This window comes from Massilibacillus massiliensis, assembly GCF_900086705.1.
In the GTDB taxonomy this organism is placed as follows: Bacteria; Bacillota; Negativicutes; order FLKF01; family FLKF01; genus Massilibacillus; species Massilibacillus massiliensis.
In genome coordinates, this window is the sequence record NZ_LT575483.1 from 2,427,710 (window position 1) to 2,445,198 (window position 17,489).

Annotated in this window: 11 protein-coding genes and 2 tRNA genes; 10 read left to right on the forward strand and 3 right to left on the reverse strand. The window is 41.4% G+C overall.

Features of this window, described 5'->3' with window-relative positions:
* The first annotated feature begins 21 nt into the window (after nt 1-21).
* From BN6559_RS11725 to addA, 7 genes are all read left to right on the forward strand, one after another.
* Complete coding sequence (locus BN6559_RS11725) at nt 22-744, forward strand: polysaccharide deacetylase family protein (protein ID WP_110954889.1); 723 nt, start codon at nt 22-24, stop codon at nt 742-744.
* 98 nt (nt 745-842) lie between these two features.
* Complete coding sequence (locus tag BN6559_RS11730) at nt 843-1,802, forward strand: phenylacetate--CoA ligase family protein (protein WP_110954890.1); 960 nt, start codon at nt 843-845, stop codon at nt 1,800-1,802.
* Nucleotides 1,803-1,876: 74 nt separating this feature from the next.
* A complete protein-coding gene (locus tag BN6559_RS19295) occupies nt 1,877-2,014 on the forward strand; it encodes a hypothetical protein (protein WP_199883958.1) in 138 nt (45 codons plus the stop codon).
* A gap of 99 nt (nt 2,015-2,113) precedes the next feature.
* Entirely contained in the window at nt 2,114-3,268 is a 1,155-nt protein-coding gene (locus tag BN6559_RS11735; RefSeq protein ID WP_110954891.1) for an exonuclease SbcCD subunit D, read from the forward strand.
* Nucleotides 3,265-6,315, forward strand: coding sequence for an AAA family ATPase (locus tag BN6559_RS11740; RefSeq protein WP_110954892.1), 3,051 nt, complete (start codon nt 3,265-3,267; stop codon nt 6,313-6,315). The genes BN6559_RS11735 and BN6559_RS11740 overlap by 4 nt, the downstream gene beginning before the upstream one ends.
* 12 nt (nt 6,316-6,327) lie before the next feature.
* Nucleotides 6,328-9,762 (forward strand): helicase-exonuclease AddAB subunit AddB, encoded by a 3,435-nt coding sequence (gene addB / locus BN6559_RS11745; RefSeq protein WP_110954893.1) that lies wholly within the window; start codon nt 6,328-6,330, stop codon nt 9,760-9,762.
* Nucleotides 9,759-13,472, forward strand: coding sequence for a helicase-exonuclease AddAB subunit AddA (addA, locus tag BN6559_RS11750; RefSeq protein WP_199883959.1), 3,714 nt, complete (start codon nt 9,759-9,761; stop codon nt 13,470-13,472). Before addB ends, addA begins: the two co-directional genes overlap by 4 nt.
* Before the next feature lie 453 nt (nt 13,473-13,925).
* On the opposite strand, the gene BN6559_RS11755 is transcribed toward addA, so the two are convergent.
* Together BN6559_RS11755 and BN6559_RS11760 are read right to left on the reverse strand one after the other, a co-directional pair.
* Nucleotides 13,926-14,156, reverse strand: coding sequence for a hypothetical protein (locus BN6559_RS11755; RefSeq protein ID WP_110954895.1), 231 nt, complete (start codon nt 14,154-14,156; stop codon nt 13,926-13,928).
* 17 nt (nt 14,157-14,173) lie between these two features.
* On the reverse strand, nt 14,174-15,127 hold the full coding sequence (locus BN6559_RS11760) for a magnesium transporter CorA family protein (protein WP_110954896.1): 954 nt from the start codon (nt 15,125-15,127) through the stop codon (nt 14,174-14,176).
* Nucleotides 15,128-15,493: 366 nt separating this feature from the next.
* Between BN6559_RS11760 and BN6559_RS11765 the strand changes: the two genes are divergently transcribed.
* The 3 genes from BN6559_RS11765 (at nt 15,494) to BN6559_RS11775 (ending at nt 16,756) form a co-directional block, all read left to right on the forward strand.
* Nucleotides 15,494-15,582, forward strand: a tRNA-Ser gene (locus BN6559_RS11765).
* Between the two features lie 23 nt (nt 15,583-15,605).
* Nucleotides 15,606-15,694: transfer RNA gene (locus BN6559_RS11770), tRNA-Ser, on the forward strand.
* Nucleotides 15,695-16,225: 531 nt separating this feature from the next.
* Complete coding sequence (locus BN6559_RS11775) at nt 16,226-16,756, forward strand: DUF6622 family protein (RefSeq protein ID WP_110954897.1); 531 nt, start codon at nt 16,226-16,228, stop codon at nt 16,754-16,756.
* Nucleotides 16,757-16,814: 58 nt separating this feature from the next.
* Here BN6559_RS11775 and BN6559_RS11780 read toward each other — a convergent pair whose 3' ends face one another.
* The gene (locus BN6559_RS11780) at nt 16,815-17,462 is read right to left on the reverse strand and encodes a TetR family transcriptional regulator (protein ID WP_110954898.1); all 648 of its coding nucleotides are present in this window, start codon (nt 17,460-17,462) and stop codon (nt 16,815-16,817) included.
* Nucleotides 17,463-17,489 lie beyond the last annotated feature (27 nt).

The window sequence follows — 17,489 nt, forward strand, 5'->3', positions numbered from 1 at the left end:
CGCTGGAAGGAGGCAATTTTTATGGTTCCAATGCGTAATTATTTTGCAATGACAATCGTCGCATTAGCGATGGCGGCAAAATTGTGCCAAGGAATATTTTTAGAAGAGGTTAAAGTTGTCAAAAAAATTCCGACGACACATAAAGTCGTTGCTTTGACGATTGATGATGGACCGCATAATAAAACAACACCGCAGCTGTTACAGGTATTGAAAGAAAAGAATGTAAAAGTCACGATGTTTATTTTAGGTGAGAACGCTAAGAAGTATCCGGAATTGGTAGCGCTTGCAGCAAAAGACGGGCACGAAATTGCGACCCATGCATATACACATAATGCATTGACGAAGATGAGTCAAGCGGAATGTGCGGCTGAATTAGATAAAACAGAAAAAATTTTAAAAAATTTATCAATTAAACCGCAGCTTTTTCGTCCGCCGGGCGGTTTATATAACGAAGGCGTGATCGAAGAAGCCAACAAGCGCGGCTATACGACGATCCTGTGGTCAGTAGATCCAAGAGATTGGCAAAGACCAAGTGTTGCACAGGTCGTAAAAGTCGTTACAAACACAGTAGAACCGGGGGGGATTGTACTGCTTCATGATGGACAGTATCCATTGCCGACACCGGAAGCAATCGGTCAGATTATAGATGATCTAAGACAAGAAGGTTATACCTTTGTAACGATTGGTGAATTGTTAAAATATTATGAAGTGCGGGAAACAGGGTTATTTTCATTTTTAAAATAAAAAAAATTCTGTAAAATGACTGCCGATTATGATTATTTGTGCTGAAGTGTGGTAAAATAAAAAAGTGACATATTATCAGAAACATACGGAGGATAAATATGTACTGTAATCATGAAATTGAAACGATGTCAAGAGATGCAATGATTGAATTACAAACAAAAAAATTGCAGAACATGATCAAATGGGCTTATGAGAAGAGTCCTTTTTATAAAGAGAAAATGTCGCTTATCGGATTGAACGATCGATCTGTTAAAACACTTGACGATTTAAAAAAGTTTCCATTTACAACAAGAGAAGATCTTTTTGTAAATTCGCCTTTTGGATTTTTAGCGGTTCCATTGAGCAGTACGATTCGCATGCGGATGATTGGGCAAAATCGTCCGATTACGAAAGCTTATACGAGTGGTGATATTGGCCGTAATGTGGAAATGACCGCTCGGGCGCTCGTTGCTGGTGGTGTAACGATGGCCACAGCATTGCAAATTTGTGAAGATTATACGTGTGAACATAGTTTGGGTATTCATTATGCAGCCGAAGTTCTAGGCGCGACAGTGATTCCGTCAGAACTTGCAAAACTTGATCGGCAGTGGGAAATGATTGATAAATTTAGAGTGACAGCGATTGCCAGTAATGCGCAGCAAATGTTGCAACTGTTAGTAGCCGGGCAGGCATTAAATTATGATCTGGAAAACAGCTCTATTTCAACGATATTTTCTTTAAATCAAGATACAAAAAATTCAATGGATGAGCATATTGCCAGCCGGTTTCATGCAAAAATTTTTAATCTTTATTCGCCACCGGAATTTGGTGCTTCAGCCATGATGTTTGAATGTAATAAAAAGGCAGGTTTACATATTCAAGAAGATTATTATTATCCGGAGATTGTACATATAACAGATACTGGTGATGTTGCTTCCGGACAAATGGGCGAACTGGTACTTACTGCTTTGGCGGCCGATGCGATGCCGCTGATTCGTTATCGTACCGGACAAATCGTAGCAATTGATTCGGAACCTTGTGCGTGCGGCAGAACATTTGCAAGAATAAAAATACCATAGAATTTATTGACAGCAAGTATGTTGTTTTTTCTGACTCAATATTGGGTAGATTAGATATTGAGGAGGTGTTGCAAATGTTTGGTCATAGAAGACGTTATCAAATGATGGGAGCAATGAACTCCGGTGAGATGAGAAGTATGGCAAAGATGGCAATTGCCGGCTTCATTGTTTATCAGGCAGCAAAATATGTTGTCAAAGAAATTATGGATTAATGCGTAAAAATTGCCCCGGCTTTTAGCTGGGGCAATTTTTTATGCAGGATTCTAAAAAAAAATAAAGAATTTTAATTCATAACAGAGGAGGGAACGCTTGTGCGGTTTATACATACTTCAGATTGGCATTTGGGAAGGTTATTTCATGGACGTCATTTAACGGATGACCAATCCTATATACTAGAACAATTTCACGATGTAATCAAAGAAACTAAGCCAGATGCGTTGATTATCGCCGGCGATATATATGATCGATCTGTACCGCCAACCGAAGCGGTTGAACTCTTAGATGATACGTTAGCAAAGATTCTTCTCGACGCAAAAGTGCCGGTTATGATGATTGCCGGAAATCATGACAGCCCTGAGCGAATTGGTTTTGGCAGTAAGCTATTAGCGGGTCAAGGTTTGCACGTAACGGGAACATTGGAAAAAATGCTGCAGCCTGTCGTTTTGGAAGATGATTATGGTAAAGTGTATTTTATGCCGTTTACTTATGCTGAGCCGGCTTTGGTACGTCATGTATTTGCAAAGTCAAACTTAGAAAATCATGATGTTGCCATGGAGTTTCTGATCAGGCAAAGTTTAAAACATATACCGGAGAATGCGCGTAAAGTGGCGATTGCACATACGTTTATTGCCGGAGGGCTAGAAAGTGAATCCGAACGTCCATTGTCTGTAGGTGGTACAAGTCAGGTAAGAAGCAGTTTATTTGCACCCTTTCACTATACCGCACTCGGACATTTACATAACAGCCAGCGTGCCGGCAGTGAGAAAATCCGTTATTCTGGTTCATTGCTCAAATATTCATTTGATGAGGCAAATCAGAAAAAGGGACTGAATCTTGTCGAATTAGACAAGGATGGAACGATAAAGATTGAAATGATCAGCCTAACGCCAAAACACGATGTGCGTGTGGTCGAGGGCTATTTTAAAGATATTTTAGTCAATCGTGAAGTTTATCCTGTAAGTGAGGACTATGTAAGCGTAAAGCTGCTTGATACGATGCCTATTTTAGATGTGCACGGACAATTGGAAAAAGTATATCAGAACTTACTGCAAATAGAGCGTCCGAATCTGATGGTTGACGGTAAGCTGCAAAAACCGAATGGCGATCATAGAAAGATGAGTGAAACGGAGTTGTTCGATTCTTTCTTTGAACAGATGACCGGCGAGCATTTAACTGAAGTGCAAAGAAAAGTTTTTCACGAACATCTCGATGCATTATTCCAGGCAGAACGGGAGGTGAAGGCATGAAACCTTTACTGCTGAAAATCAGTGCGTTTGGACCGTATGCCGAAGAAGTAACTTTAGATTTTCGCGCGCTCGCGGGACGGACCTTTTTCTTGATTCATGGACCGACAGGCGCGGGTAAAACAACAATTTTAGATGCGATGTGTTTTGCACTCTATGGTGATACGAGCGGACATGTCCGTGACAGTAAGTCGGTGCGCAGTGACCATGCAAAGGCTTCCGTTGCGACAGAGGTTGAATTTACGTTTGCCATTGGTGAACTGCAATATAAAGTAAAGCGCAGTCCTGAACAACTGCGCCCTAAAAAACGCGGTGAAGGGACAACCTTGCAAACTGCCCAAGCCGAGCTTTTTAAAATCAAAGATCAGGAAGTTACTTTGCTTACGACTGGTTATAGTGATGTCATTAAAGAAATTGAATGTTTACTCGGTTTTAAAAGCAGTCAGTTTCGACAAGTTGTGCTTTTACCACAGGGAGATTTTCGCAAATTATTGACAGCCAATTCAACAGAACGGCAGGAAATCATGCAAACGTTGTTCAAGACAGAACTTTATCGGAAAATTGAGGAACATTTAAATGAAAAATATAAACAGACCAGGCAAGTGGGAGAAGAATTAACGAGACAGCGTAATTGGGTGCTAAATGAAGCACAAACAGAAACGTTAGAAGAATTAACGGAAAAGATAGCAGAAAATCAACGGGGGCTCTCTGCTAAAGATGCTGAGTTGCATAAAGTACAGGCAGAAATGGAAAATGCCCAGCAACAGGTGAATGACGGTAAAATTATCGTGCGTCAATTTCAAGAACTAGCGGCAGCAGATGCAGAGCGAAAAGAACTTGAGGGAAAAATTGAAACGGTAAATGTAGGCCGTACGACTTTGCTGCAAGCACAAAATGCGGCTGTGTTCTTGGATGCTGAAAGACAATTGCAGCAGCTTGAAAAAGATCAGCAGCAATATCAGACCGGGCGACAACAACAATTGCAGCAAGTTGCAGGTTTAGAAAAAGAATGTAAAATTGCCGCAGACCAATTAAAGGCAGAGCTTGCAAAGGAACCAGAACGGCAGAAAATAGCAGAGACGTTAGTTGAATTAAATGCGCTTGCAGATAAGGTGACTGCTTTGCAGGAAGCTGAGATAAAGAAAAATCAATGTAAGCAGGTTTTAGTGCAAAGTGCGGCGGCAAAAACTGCCGGGCAGGAGCAACTTACACGGGTAAAAATGACTTTGCAAGAGCAACTTAAGCAGCAAGAAAAGATGCAGCTGCAAGCCAGCCAATTGACGGGTAGTAAAATAGAAGTGGAGAATGCAAAACGCATTGTCCAAAAACGTAAGGCATTAGAAATCACAATGAAAGAACTCGCTGATGCAAAGAAAATTTTAAGTAATGAAGAAAGCAAACTAGGCGCATTGCAGCAAGAGTATGATGTAGTGCAAAATTTATTGCAAAAACTGCAACATTTATTTATGGAGGGACAAGCGGCTATTTTAGCAGCTACGTTAGGCAAGGATACGCCTTGTCCCGTTTGTGGCTCTACAACGCATCCGAGTCCGGCTGTCGCACAAGATCGTCTGCCGAGTGAAGCTGAAATACAAAAAGTGCAAGATCAATTAAACAAGCTGGAGAAATCCCGAGAGGACGTGCAGCAGTTCGTAAACGGTGCGAGAAGTAAAGTGCAGACCTTGATCAATCGCCGTGAGGATATTGAAAAAGAGTTGGGCGAGGATCGTTTATTAACGGTAGATGCGTTAACTGCAGCCGTAGATGCGCAGACCAAACGGCTGCAGCAAGCACAAATTGCCAGTGAACAATTAGAAGGATTAGAAAAAGAAATTACACGGTTAAAAGAAGAGGAGCTAAAGCAAACAACGGCACAAGAGACACTTGAAGAAAAGTGGCGTATTGCAGATCGCAGCGTCAAGGAGCTGGAGGCGATCGTTTTAGAGCGGCAAGCAGTGGTGCCAGAGATGTATCGTGATCATCGTGCGTTGGCGGAGGCAGAGGCGCAAATACTAAAAAACCAACAAAGTCTAAAAGCAGCTTTTGAAAAAGCGCAGCTTGCGGTGAAAGAATCGGAGCAGCAGCTTGCAGTTACAAAAACAAATTTGGCGAGCTTAGAGCAGCAGCTAACGATAACCACCCAGCGATATAAAAAGGAACAAGACGATTTTTCGCTGCGTTTAGAAAAAGCAGGTTTTTTTGCAATGGAAGATTATCAAAAAGCAAAAAAATCAAGTGAGTATATAGAAAAATTAGCAGAGCGGATACAATTGTTCGATACAAGTTTAAACAATGCCAAAGCCCGCTATGAACGTGCACTGGCAACGACAGCCAAACTGAAATTACCGGACATGGCTAAGCTTGAACAAATGTTGGAAACTGTAACGGCGACGCATCGTCAAGTGCTTACCCAGCAAGTAAATTTGAAAAGTCAAATCGCAAAACAAAGCGCGCAGCAAGAAAAAATTCGGCAGATGAATCAGCAGTTAGAAAAGCTTGGTGAAGTATACGGGATCATTGGGAAATTAGCCGAAGTTGCCAACGGTAAAAACGAATATGGTTTAACGTTTCAACGTTTCGTTCTGGGCGCATTGCTTGAGGACGTTGCGGATGCCGCCAATATGCGTCTTAAGATGATGAGTCGTGGACGATATTTGCTGCAAAGAACCATGGATCGTGCCAGAAAAAATGCTGCCGGTGGGCTGGAACTCGAAGTGCTTGACAATTATACCGGTATTGCCCGCAGTGTAGGGACTTTATCAGGCGGAGAGACTTTTTTAGCGTCGTTGTCATTGGCACTGGGCCTTGCTGATGTTGTACAAAGTTATGCGGGCGGTATGCATCTGGATACGATTTTGGTAGATGAAGGATTTGGTACGCTGGATCCAGAAGCTTTGGATATGGCAATGAAAGCACTCGTTGATCTGCAAAAAGGCGGCAGATTGGTCGGCATCATTTCCCATGTGCCGGAACTGAAGGAACGGATCGATGCGCGCCTGGAGGTAAGTACGACGAAATATGGAAGTACGGCAAGGTTTAAAATAGGGTAGGGAGGCAGTTTTGTGGCATTAAAATTATTGTATGGGCGTGCTGGTACAGGAAAAACTGCATATTGTTTAAATGAAATCCGGCAAAAGCTTAGCGCGTCACCAGAAGGTGCGTCGCTCATTTTGCTGCTGCCGGAGCATGAAACTTTTAAAACAGAAAAACTGCTTGCCAGTACGCCGGGGCTAGGTGGTTTTACGCGCAGCTATGTATTTGGATTCCGGAGATTTGCACACCGTGTATTGCTCGAAACTGGCGGTGCACTCAGACCACAGATTACAGAGCTGGGGAAAAGGTTGTTATTAACAAAAGTCCTGCATGCCAGTCAACAAGAATGGAAATCCTTTCATAAAGCAGCGCGACAAAGAAATTTCGCTGAAACGCTGGCGAGTATGATTGAAGAATTTAAGTCTTATGGAATTGACAGTGCACATTTAAAAGATGTCGTTGCAGCACTGGATGATTCTCCGTTAAAAGATAAGTTAGAAGACTTATCTTTTGTTTATCAAGGATTTACGGCTGGTATGGAAGGGCATTATACCGATGCAGAAGATTGCCTAAATTTGCTTGCCGAAAGACTGCCAAATGCAAAGATGGTGCAAAACGCCGAAGTATGGATCGACGGATTTCGTTTCTTTAATCCACAAGAATCTGCGATTATTTGCAGTTTATTAAAAATGGCGAACACAGTGACGATTACACTTTGTATAGACGATGTTTTAAATCCTGATCACAAAATCGAAACATCCTTGTTTCATCGGCAATGGCAAACGCGGTGCAAGTTATTAGAGCTTGCCGAGACATTGGCGATTCCTGTACAGGAGGAAGAGTGCAAGATAAATTATCGGTTAAAGGATGTACCTTCCCTGTTTCATATTGAGCAAAATTTTTATCGCTTTCCGATTCGTACAATCGCTGAGAATGAAGCTGTACATATTGTTGAAGCTGCCAATCGGCGATTAGAAGTAGAAGGCGTCGCTGCGGATATGATTCGTCTTTGCCGAGAAGAAGGCCATGCTTGGAAAGATATCGCTGTTTTGGTGCGTGACCAAGAAAGTTATGAAGATATTTTATCTGTTGTATTTACCGATTATGATATTCCGTTCTTTAGTGATCGCAAACGACGCAGTGTGCATCATCCGTTGTCTGAGCTTCTACGTTCTGCGTTAGAAGCCATTCATGGCTTTCAATATGAGGCATTGTTTCGCTGTTTCAAAACCGATTTTTTCCCGGTAAAACGTGAGCAAATTGATTTACTGGAAAACTATGTTTTGGAATTTGGCATTCGCGGAAATCGCTGGACGATGACGGAGGATTGGACGTATAGTAAACGGTTATCTCTCGAAGAAGACCAAGACTTGGATGAACGAGCGGCAAATCAGTTAGCGCAGATCAATGAAATTCGCCAAATGGTGATTGCACCCTTGCGAAAGCTTGAGAAACAGATGCATGCTGCGCAGACTGTCACGGAACTGACCACGGCTTTATATGATTTTTTATTAGAGCTTGCAGTACCGAATCAGTTAGAGGCGTGGGCATTTGCTGCAGAAAAAAACGGAAATTTGGATGAAGCACGTGAGCATCAGCAGCTATGGGATCATGTTGTGATTTTGTTTGAACAGATGGTCGAGACCAGCGGTGAAGAAACCATGACTTTGGAAACCTATGAGGCATTACTCGGTGATGGCTTGGAAGGACTGACGCTGAGTCTGATCCCACCGGGACTTGATTATGTAACGATTGCACCGCTGGATCAAAATAGTGTTGCCAATTGTAAAGCAGCGTATATTGTTGGTGCAAACGAAGGTGTGTTGCCAAAACGTATACGCAGTGAAGGTCTGCTCACAGATGCAGAACGATTGCAGATGGTAAATATCGGCCTCGAATTATCTCCGGGGGCAAGTGCGGATAATTTTGCTGAACGATTTTTAATTTATAGTGCATTGACACGAGCGAGCCAATATCTTTGGGTGAGTTATCCGCTGGCGGACAGCGAAGGGAATGGCCTTGGGATTTCTTCTTTGGTCAGCCGTTTGCGGGAAATGCTAAGCTTCAAGTCGATTCAGAGCATTCCTTTAGAGCTGAACCCGGATATGGCACGCAGTGTGATTGCACAACCGCGGCAAGCTTTGTCTCAGTTGTTGCAGGCGTTTCGGCAATACAGACAAAAACGGCAGATCAGTCCGATTTGGCAAGATGTTTATAATTGGGCGGTAGCGCATGAACAAATACATCCATTATTAAAAACGATTTTATCCGGTTTGTTTCATCAAGGCAATGTAAAACCTCTGCCGGCAGAACTGGCAGGAAAACTTTATACAACGAATAAACGTCTGCGTGGCAGTGTAACGCGTTTTGAGCAGTTTAGAGCTTGCCCGTTTCAGCATTTTGCACAATATGGACTGATGCTGAAAGAACGGGCGGAATTTCGCTTTGCAGCACCTGATTTGGGACAACTATTGCATGCGGCTTTAAAAAATTTTGGTGATCGGATGCAGGCGGAAAATCGTTCTTGGGGTAGTGTTGCTGACGAGGAATATAAAGCAATTTGCGGAGAAATTGTCGATCATCTGGCACCCAAACTGCAAAATGAAATCTTGCTCAGTTCAAATCAGCATAAGCATCTGCTGGGCAGAATTAAACGGACTGTGGAAAAATCGATCAAACGCTTGATTGAGTTTGATCGTGTGAGTGCATTTTCTCCGATTGGGTTAGAAAAATCCTTTGGGCGTGGTAAAGATGCGCTGCCGCCGCTTTCTTATGCGCTGGAAGATGGGTATCGTTTAGAGATTACCGGACAGATTGACCGTGTAGATAGTATCTGCCATGAGGGAAAACGTTATTTTTTGGTGATCGACTATAAATCAGGTCAGGCTTATATCAATTTGATTGATGTTTACTATGGATTAAAATTGCAATTGTTGACGTATTTACTGGTGGTGCAAAATTCGGCAAAAGAAATTTTAGGTGAAAAAGCGCTGCCAGCAGGTGTTTTGTATTATTTTCTTAAAAACCCAAATTTGACTGCTGCCGCAAAAATGAGTGAGGCAAAAGTTATGACAGAAATTAATAAAAAGCTTAAGATGCCCGGATGGATTCTTGCCGATGAAGAAATGGTAAAAAAAATTGATAGTTCGTTTCATTTTATTAAAGTTTCGCTTACTTCAAAAGGAACGATCAATGCAACTACAAAAAACAGTGTAAAAACCGAAGAGGAGTTTTTTGCACTACTGCATCATATGGACGAAGTACTCGTTGATACAGGAAAACAGATTTTAGCTGGTGATGTTGCAGTCAGTCCATATCAATTAGAGACGAAACAAGCTTGCAGTTATTGTAAGTATCATTCGTTTTGCCAATTTGATCGTTTACTGCCTGCCTATACCTATCGCAATTTATTAAAAATTGATCATGAAACCATTATGCAAACATTATTAAAGGAGGTGGAATGATGGCGTGGTCAGAGGCACAGCTTAAAGCGATTACAACGTATGATAAAAATTTACTCGTAGCTGCAGCGGCAGGATCGGGAAAAACCTCGGTGTTGGTTGAGCGAATCATTCGCCGAATTTTAGATGAGAAAGCACAGTTTCACATCGATCAAGTTCTCGTTGTGACGTTTACGAATGCAGCGGCAGCTGAAATGCGGGAACGCATCGGCAATGCGATCAGCAAAGCGCTCAAAGAACATCCGCAGTCTAGGCATTTAGAACGACAGCTGGTTCTTTTGAATGCGGCTTCTATTTCAACGTTGCATGCGTTTTGTCAAATGGTGATTCGTCAAAATTTTCATCTTCTTGATATTGATCCAAAATTTCGTTTAGCAAATGAGCAGGAAATTCAGCTTTTAAAACAAGATGTGTTGGAAAATCTATTTGAAGATCAATATGTACGTTCAGAACCTGATTTTTTGAACTTTGTCGATCATTACGGCAATGAACGCGGTGATGAAGCACTGTATGAAATGGTTTTGCGATTACATCGTTTTTCCTGCAGTCAACCCTATCCACAGATATGGCTGAATCAATTGAAAGAGAGTTTTACGATTCCGGCAGATACGGATATCGATACAACGGTATGGGCAGGCATCATTCGCCAGCAGCTTACCTTATCACTGCTTGAATGTCAGCATATCATGGATGAGCTGTTGCTTAACGCGCAGCAAATTGGTTTTGATTTTTACGTGCCGACATTTGAAGCAGATCTTCAATTGCTTGAAGGGCTGTTAAAAGCCGTAGATTTACCCTGGGATAGTTTGCAGAAAGCAATGTTTGCGGTCAAGTTTGCGACGATGGCGAGAGCACCGAAAGAAACCGATGAAGCATTGAAAAAGCGCTGCAGTGATCAGCGTAATAAGGTAAAAAAAATCATCCAAACATTAAGAGAGCATTATTTTACGGTAACAGGCAGTGAGCAGATTGCAGATTTGATTCAAGTCGCACCGATGATGGCAACGATTTGCGACTTAACGATTGCATTTGCAGAGCGGTTCGCTGCAGCAAAACGTGTGAAGGCAATTGCCGATTTTAATGATTTAGAACATTTTTGTTTAGCAATATTAACAGATGAAACTTCTACGCCGGAGGAGGTAAAACCATCCGCTGTTGCTAAAGCACTGCAAGAAAAGTACAAAGAAGTTATGGTAGATGAATATCAAGATACAAATGGTGTGCAAGAGGCTATTTTATCCTTGGTACGCAAGGCTGCGCAGCCAAATTTATTTTTGGTTGGTGATGTAAAGCAGAGTGTATATCGATTTCGTTTGGCAGAGCCTGCATTATTTCTTGAAAAATATCATAGCTATCCGTCACGGGGCGATGCATTTTGCCGCATTGATTTAGCACAAAATTTCCGCAGTCGGCCGGAAATTTTGGCGGCAATTAATTTTATCTTTATGCAGTTGATGTCACCGAAAGTCGCTGAATTGGCATATGGTGAGGCAGAGAAGTTAAACCCAGGCCCCGGCTATCCGTTGACAGACCAGCCGATTGTTTCTACGGCGATTGAGCTTTGTATCGTAGATCAAGGCAACGCTGTTAAAGCAGCCGATGATGATGTAATGCAGCAAGAAAAAGAACTAGAGGAGACTGCGGAAGAAAGCGAAGACCTTTCTGGTTTTGCACTAGAAGCCGCTTTTATTGCAGAGCGTATTCAAGGTTTAATGACAGAAGCTCCCTATGTGTTTGATAAAGAAGCAAAAACATATCGTCCACTGGCTTGGCGTGATATTGTGATTTTGATGCGTTCGGTTAAAAATAAAGCAAATGTGCTCTTAGAAACTTTGCGTAATGCAGATATTCCTTCTTATGCGGCAGTGGATTCCGGTTATTTTCAAGAAGTTGAAATTCAGATTATGTTAGCGCTGTTACACGTCATTGACAATCCTTACCAAGATATTCCGCTTGCGAGTGTGATGCACGCACCGATTGTTGGCTTATCTACGGTAGAACTTGCGGCAGTCCGCTTGGTTTTACCAAAAGCAGATTTGTGGTCGGCTGTATTACGGGCAAGTGCGCCTGAGAGCACAGTACAGGAAGCAACGAAAGTAAAATTAAGCCGCTTTGTCCAGCAAGTCAGTCGATGGCGCAATTTAGCGAGACGGAAAAGCGTGCCGGAACTTATTTGGCAGTTGTTTCGTGATACCGGGTATTACGATTATGTGGGTGGAATGCCGGGGGGGATACTGCGGCAGGCCAATCTCAGGATGCTGTATGACCGGGCAGGACAATATGAAACGACAAATTTCCGAGGCTTATTCAGATTTCTGCGGTTTATCGAAAAAATGCGTGATACAGGGACAGATCTAGCTGTAGCAAGGACATTGGGAGAAAGTGAAAATGTCGTGCGCATTATGAGCATTCATAAGAGCAAGGGGCTGGAGTTCCCTGTTGTGCTTGTTGCGGATCTTGGTAAACCGTTCAATTTACTTGACAGCCGCGGTAATTTACTCATGCATAAAACATTAGGTTTGGGGCCGTTTGTTACGGATAGTGAACTGCAGTTTAAATATCCAACGATTGCAAGGCAGGCCATCGCTTACAAAATGAATATGGAAAGCAAAGCCGAAGAACTGCGGGTACTCTATGTCGCGTTAACAAGGGCACGTGAAAAATTGATTTTAGTTGGTTCAACGGCAAAACTTGCAGCGAAAGTCAATGGATGGTGTCAGTATATCGGGTCAAATGATCGACTCTTGCCTGATTACGCTATCGCTGGTGCAAATACATATTTGGATTGGGTTTGTCTGGCGGTTGCCAGGCATGCGGACGGAGCGCCTTTGAGAAATTTGGCGGATACGACAGAAATGCGCATCAATGCCAGTCATGAGGATACTTCGCGCTGGCAGGTAAAGATCATCGCTGCAGCCGATATTTTGCAAAGCACTGCGATCGAAGAAGAGGATGGGGCGTGGCTGCAAAAGATCAAAGCACTTTTGCCATTGGAAGCAAGTGAGGCAAAAACTTGGGTGGATAAAACGCTGGATTGGCAGTATCCAGATCAGACGACCAAAGACGTGCCTGCAAAACTATCGGTAACTGAGATGAAACGTCGTTTTGATCTGGCGCAGCAAGCAGACAATTCGGAGGAGACAATCTTTAAAAAGCCAAAGATCATTTCTCGGCCACGTTTTGTGCAGGAGAAGACAAAATTGACCGGTGCAGAGTATGGAACCTTGATGCATAGTGTGATGCAGTATGTTGACATTTGGGGCGATCTATCCTTGGGAGGTCTACAGGCGCAACTGCAGCATATGGTACTTGAAGAGAAGGTTTTGCCGGAACATGTGGAAAGCATCAATTTGGAGGCCGTACAAGCATTTTTTTCGGGCAGTATTGGGAAGCGGATGCTTGCTTCAGATAAAATTCGCCGGGAACTTCCGTTTAGTGTCATGCTGCAAGCAAAACGTTTTTATCCGGAGATGAAAAATGCGGAAGAAAAGATCTTTGTACAGGGGATTATTGATGTCATTTTTGATGAACCCGATGGGATGGTGTTAGTCGATTACAAAACGGATCGTTCTTTTCATGAAACGGAACTGAGAGAAAAATATGCTTTGCAGATTGACCTTTATGCAGAGGCAATTGAAAAAATTTTAAAGAAAAAAGTGAAAGAAAAATATTTATATTTATTCCATGCTGGGAAAGTATTGGCGATGCAATAGGGCGGGGGTGTCCTTTTGGCATTGCCCAAAAGAACGAAAAGGCTAGGCCTCAAACCTCCGAAATACTTGAAAAATGACCGACTTACTAAAATTCGCAAACTCACTTCGTTCAGACAAGCGAATTTCTTAACGTAAGTCGGTCATTTTTCATCCTTCGGAACGTATTTTTCCGGAAAAGGCCAGAGGAACGAAAGAACTGCCGCATTAAAATGCGGCAGGCTCAAGACAAAGTAACGCATATTCACTTCTGTGAATATGCGTTACTGAAATACGTTCCACTTATAAACTAGTACGAAGATAGGTTGCCGGTTGGTGAGAAGTGGTCAGATGCTAGGCGCGGCAAGGGGATGCGAAGGAGTCGTACTGCTGTACGTCGACGAGCATCCCCTGCCGCAACGACGCAGATGAGTGCTTCTCGCCAGCCCGCAGCCTATCTGTCCATAGGTGTTTAGCTCAGCAAGAAGATTCACCAAACCGGGGATGCTTAACTGGTTTCAAACTAAGTTTGCGTACGAGCGTAACCGCTTCTTTCAGTGAAATGTCACTTCGGTTGTTTGGTCTTTCGATTACGCAGATTGGGTTGTCAACCCCAATTTCACTTGCGGGCATATAGACATATTCTTGACTGATATTGTCACCGTAAATAACGCCGGCTTTTAATTCGGCAGTTACCATAACACTCATATAAAATCACCCAATTTCTAAAACATATCCTTTTTCCAAAGTCCAAATATACAGATAAAAGTCAAGAGTGAGGCGATGATTGAGACATATAAAAATCCATTTTCAACGCCTGCAAAAGGGACTGGCACATTCATTCCAAAAAAACTTGAAATCATGGTTGGAATCGCAAGTATGATTGTGATAGAAGTTAAAAATCTCATCACCAAGTTCAAGTTGTTAGAGATAATTGAAGCGAATGTATCTGCAACTCGGCTCAAAATTTTGCTGTACATTTCAACCATTTCTTTAGCCTGTTTATTTTCTATGATAACGTCTTCAAGCAGATCTTCGTCTTCTTCGTACATTTTTACAATATGCTGCAAGTTGTGACTAGAACGAAGGCGTAATAATTTATCGAGCACAGCACCGTTCGAACGGAGAGAAGCATTAAAGTAAGTTAAGCCTTTTTGTAATTCTAGTAGTTGCAGGAGTTCTTGGTTTTTCATAGATTTACGCAGTCTTTTTTCCATATCATCTGATAGCTTACTGATTTGTCTTAAATATTTTAAATATAAAGTTGCTGATTTATATAAAATTTGAAATAAAAAGCGCGTTTTTTTAAAGGTTCTAAAATTACGAGCTGTAGTTTCATTAAATTCAGAAAGAACAGGATTATCTTCTAAAATAACAGTGATGATGTAATCCTGCGTTAAAATAATACCGAGCGGTAATGTATCATAACTGTCTTTATTACGCATAATAGGTACGTTCGTAACAACCATTACACAATTATCTTCCAATTCAGTATGCGAGCGTTCTTCTTCATCAAGTGCGGATTTGAGAAGATCTATTTCAACTTCTGTGATCGTACTGATGACTTTTAGTTCATAAGGTGTTGGATTTACCAGATGAATCCAGGCACCCCGTTCAATATTTTTTATGCTTAACTCATTAAGCGGACCGCTTTCTAAGCTTTTAAAAATTCTAAGCATATAAGTTCCCCCTTCAGATAGGGAAACACAACCATGTTTTTACAAATTTAATTCTGACAAGTAAAAAAACGGCAATATTCCCCTATTTCTATTTAATTTTAACAATAAACACAAACTAGGAGGGTCTACATCCATTTTTCTCACCTGCCTTAAAGATTATAAAAGATTACATTAAGATATTACTCCTTGCCCATATAATAGTCAAGATAAGCACTGCAGAAACAGTGTAAAATTTACGTTAAGAATTGATAGATTTTTTATTTTACGATGAGGTACTTCTTTATATAATTCCGTTTATTATGAGAAAAAATCTTCTTATTGACAACTATTTATTAATTTTGCTATAATATTAAATGTGTTAATCACGGAGAGGTGTCCGAGTGGTTTAAGGAGCTGGTCTTGAAAACCAGTGATTCCGCAAGGAACCGTGGGTTCGAATCCCACCCTCTCCGCCATAAAATTTAAAATTTGTTTATACGGAGTGGTACTCAAGAGGCTCAAGAGGACGGTTTGCTAAATCGTTAGGTGGGTAACCATGCGTGGGTTCGAACCCCACCCACTCCGCCATTTTATTTAATAAAATACATAGCTGGTCTGCAATGCGTTTGTAGCCGGGTTATAGAAACAAGTCAGGTGCTAACGTTGCATTTGGCTTATTTTGTATATAAAAATATATTTGATGCTTTATTTTAAATTGTTTCGCATTGTGCGTACTGGGCGCTCTATTTAGATTGTCGGAAAAAGAAAATTTGTTATAATCGTTGCAGGTGCTACGATAACGATCGGTGGTTGGTTCCCATTTGGGTTCCGCAGTTTGCGGAAGGATGGGGGTGATGCCATGAATGAGGCAAATTTAACGTTGTTATTTTTGATTATTCTGGTTTTACTGATAAAAAAAGATCAACCGCCAGCTACCAAACTCTGCGGTTAATCTAATTTAATTGCTATGGGAGCTAACCGTTTATCGGTAGCACCTTTTATCTGTTTATCATAAACATATAATTTATACTGTCAATAACCGTGTGAATCAAATTTTTAATCCGTTGTGATAAGGTGGTTAGGCACTATGTACAACCTATTGGCAAAGAAGGAGTTTTTATGGAGAAAATTTGGCAGATTGTAATGCATACACCGATTTGGGTTTATATTCTATTGCTATATCTGATTTTTGTTGGTGTAAGAGCAGCGAAAACACGTGTTACAAAACTATATCATATCGTTATCATGCCTATGATTTTGTTTACGATGTCAATCCTTATGCTAGTTGGTACAATTACAGAATGTAATGGAGTCGTCGTTGGCAGTTGGAGCATTGGCTTGGTGATCGGCAGTATCGGCGGCTGGAGACAGGTAAAGAACAACGAGATACAGGTGGATCGAAAGAATTGGCTGATCCGCATTCCGGGTTCGTGGAGTTCAATGTGGATTATACTGCTCATTTTTGCGATACGATATTATTTTGGATATCAGAAGGCAATTCTTTCAATTGTTGTTGAGCAGTTATGGTTTAAAGTGAGTATCTTAGGTAGTTCTGGTTTGTGTACGGGGTTGATTATTGGAAAAATGCTTAGGTATTTTGTTTGTTTTAAAAATGCAGAGAGTAGAGAGAACGGGAAATCTTTAGTATGATAAAAATAAAAACAAGATGTTGCTGGCGCGCCATAACGGTAGCCGGCAGCATCTTGTTTTATTTTTTTTCTATCAGATTTGCAGCAAGTAAATAGATGCCATGATAGCAAAGTTTTTCGAAGCTAATGGTATTAAAAACTACGTGTGCTTCTTTCATTGCCGATTTTTGCTTTCGGCTTAAATGCGTAAATGGGTAAATGCCAAAGACATAAATGAAGAGCTCGGAGCGAAATATTTTTTTATCCCTAAAGGGTGTTTCAGGGAAGAACTTGTCTATTCCATGAGAAAAAACTTTAAAGATAACAGATGCATTTTTTTTGAATTCGACTAATTTTTCTACGCGGCAATTATTTTCAATTGCGGTAAGATGAATGGAGAGCAGGCGCAGCATTTTCTCACGCTTGATGAGAGAGAGGGTAAGGAATTGGCAAAAGTCTGCTTTCGTCATCGTTCTTTCTGTCTCAAATTTTGTTTTGACTTCATCATACCAATCCATGTATTCGCGTTGCATGAGATCTAAAAAGATTTCTTCCTTTGTTTTGTAATAATTATAAATCGATGAACGGGTAAAAGAGGTGAGTTCGGAGATGGCTTTGATCGTAACACTGTCAAAATTTGATTTGCCATACAGTGTGTCGCAGGCATCGATAATTTCTTTTTGTCGATGCGTAATTTGTTCTTCGGTGCGAGCCCTTTGAAAATCCATAGTTTCCTCCCAGTTGATATATTTTAC

What these genes read in the sequence shown, in the direction of transcription:
- BN6559_RS11755 (WP_110954895.1), bottom strand. Translation starts at nt 14,156, where the DNA reads ATGAGTGTTATGGTAACTGCCGAATTAAAAGCCGGCGTTATTTACGGT.
- BN6559_RS19295 (WP_199883958.1), top strand. Translation starts at nt 1,877, where the DNA reads ATGTTTGGTCATAGAAGACGTTATCAAATGATGGGAGCAATGAACTCC.
- BN6559_RS11725 (WP_110954889.1), top strand. Translation starts at nt 22, where the DNA reads ATGGTTCCAATGCGTAATTATTTTGCAATGACAATCGTCGCATTAGCG.
- BN6559_RS11775 (WP_110954897.1), top strand. Translation starts at nt 16,226, where the DNA reads ATGGAGAAAATTTGGCAGATTGTAATGCATACACCGATTTGGGTTTAT.
- addA (WP_199883959.1), top strand. Translation starts at nt 9,759, where the DNA reads ATGATGGCGTGGTCAGAGGCACAGCTTAAAGCGATTACAACGTATGAT.
- BN6559_RS11780 (WP_110954898.1), bottom strand. Translation starts at nt 17,462, where the DNA reads ATGGATTTTCAAAGGGCTCGCACCGAAGAACAAATTACGCATCGACAA.
- BN6559_RS11740 (WP_110954892.1), top strand. Translation starts at nt 3,265, where the DNA reads ATGAAACCTTTACTGCTGAAAATCAGTGCGTTTGGACCGTATGCCGAA.
- BN6559_RS11730 (WP_110954890.1), top strand. Translation starts at nt 843, where the DNA reads ATGTACTGTAATCATGAAATTGAAACGATGTCAAGAGATGCAATGATT.
- BN6559_RS11760 (WP_110954896.1), bottom strand. Translation starts at nt 15,127, where the DNA reads ATGCTTAGAATTTTTAAAAGCTTAGAAAGCGGTCCGCTTAATGAGTTA.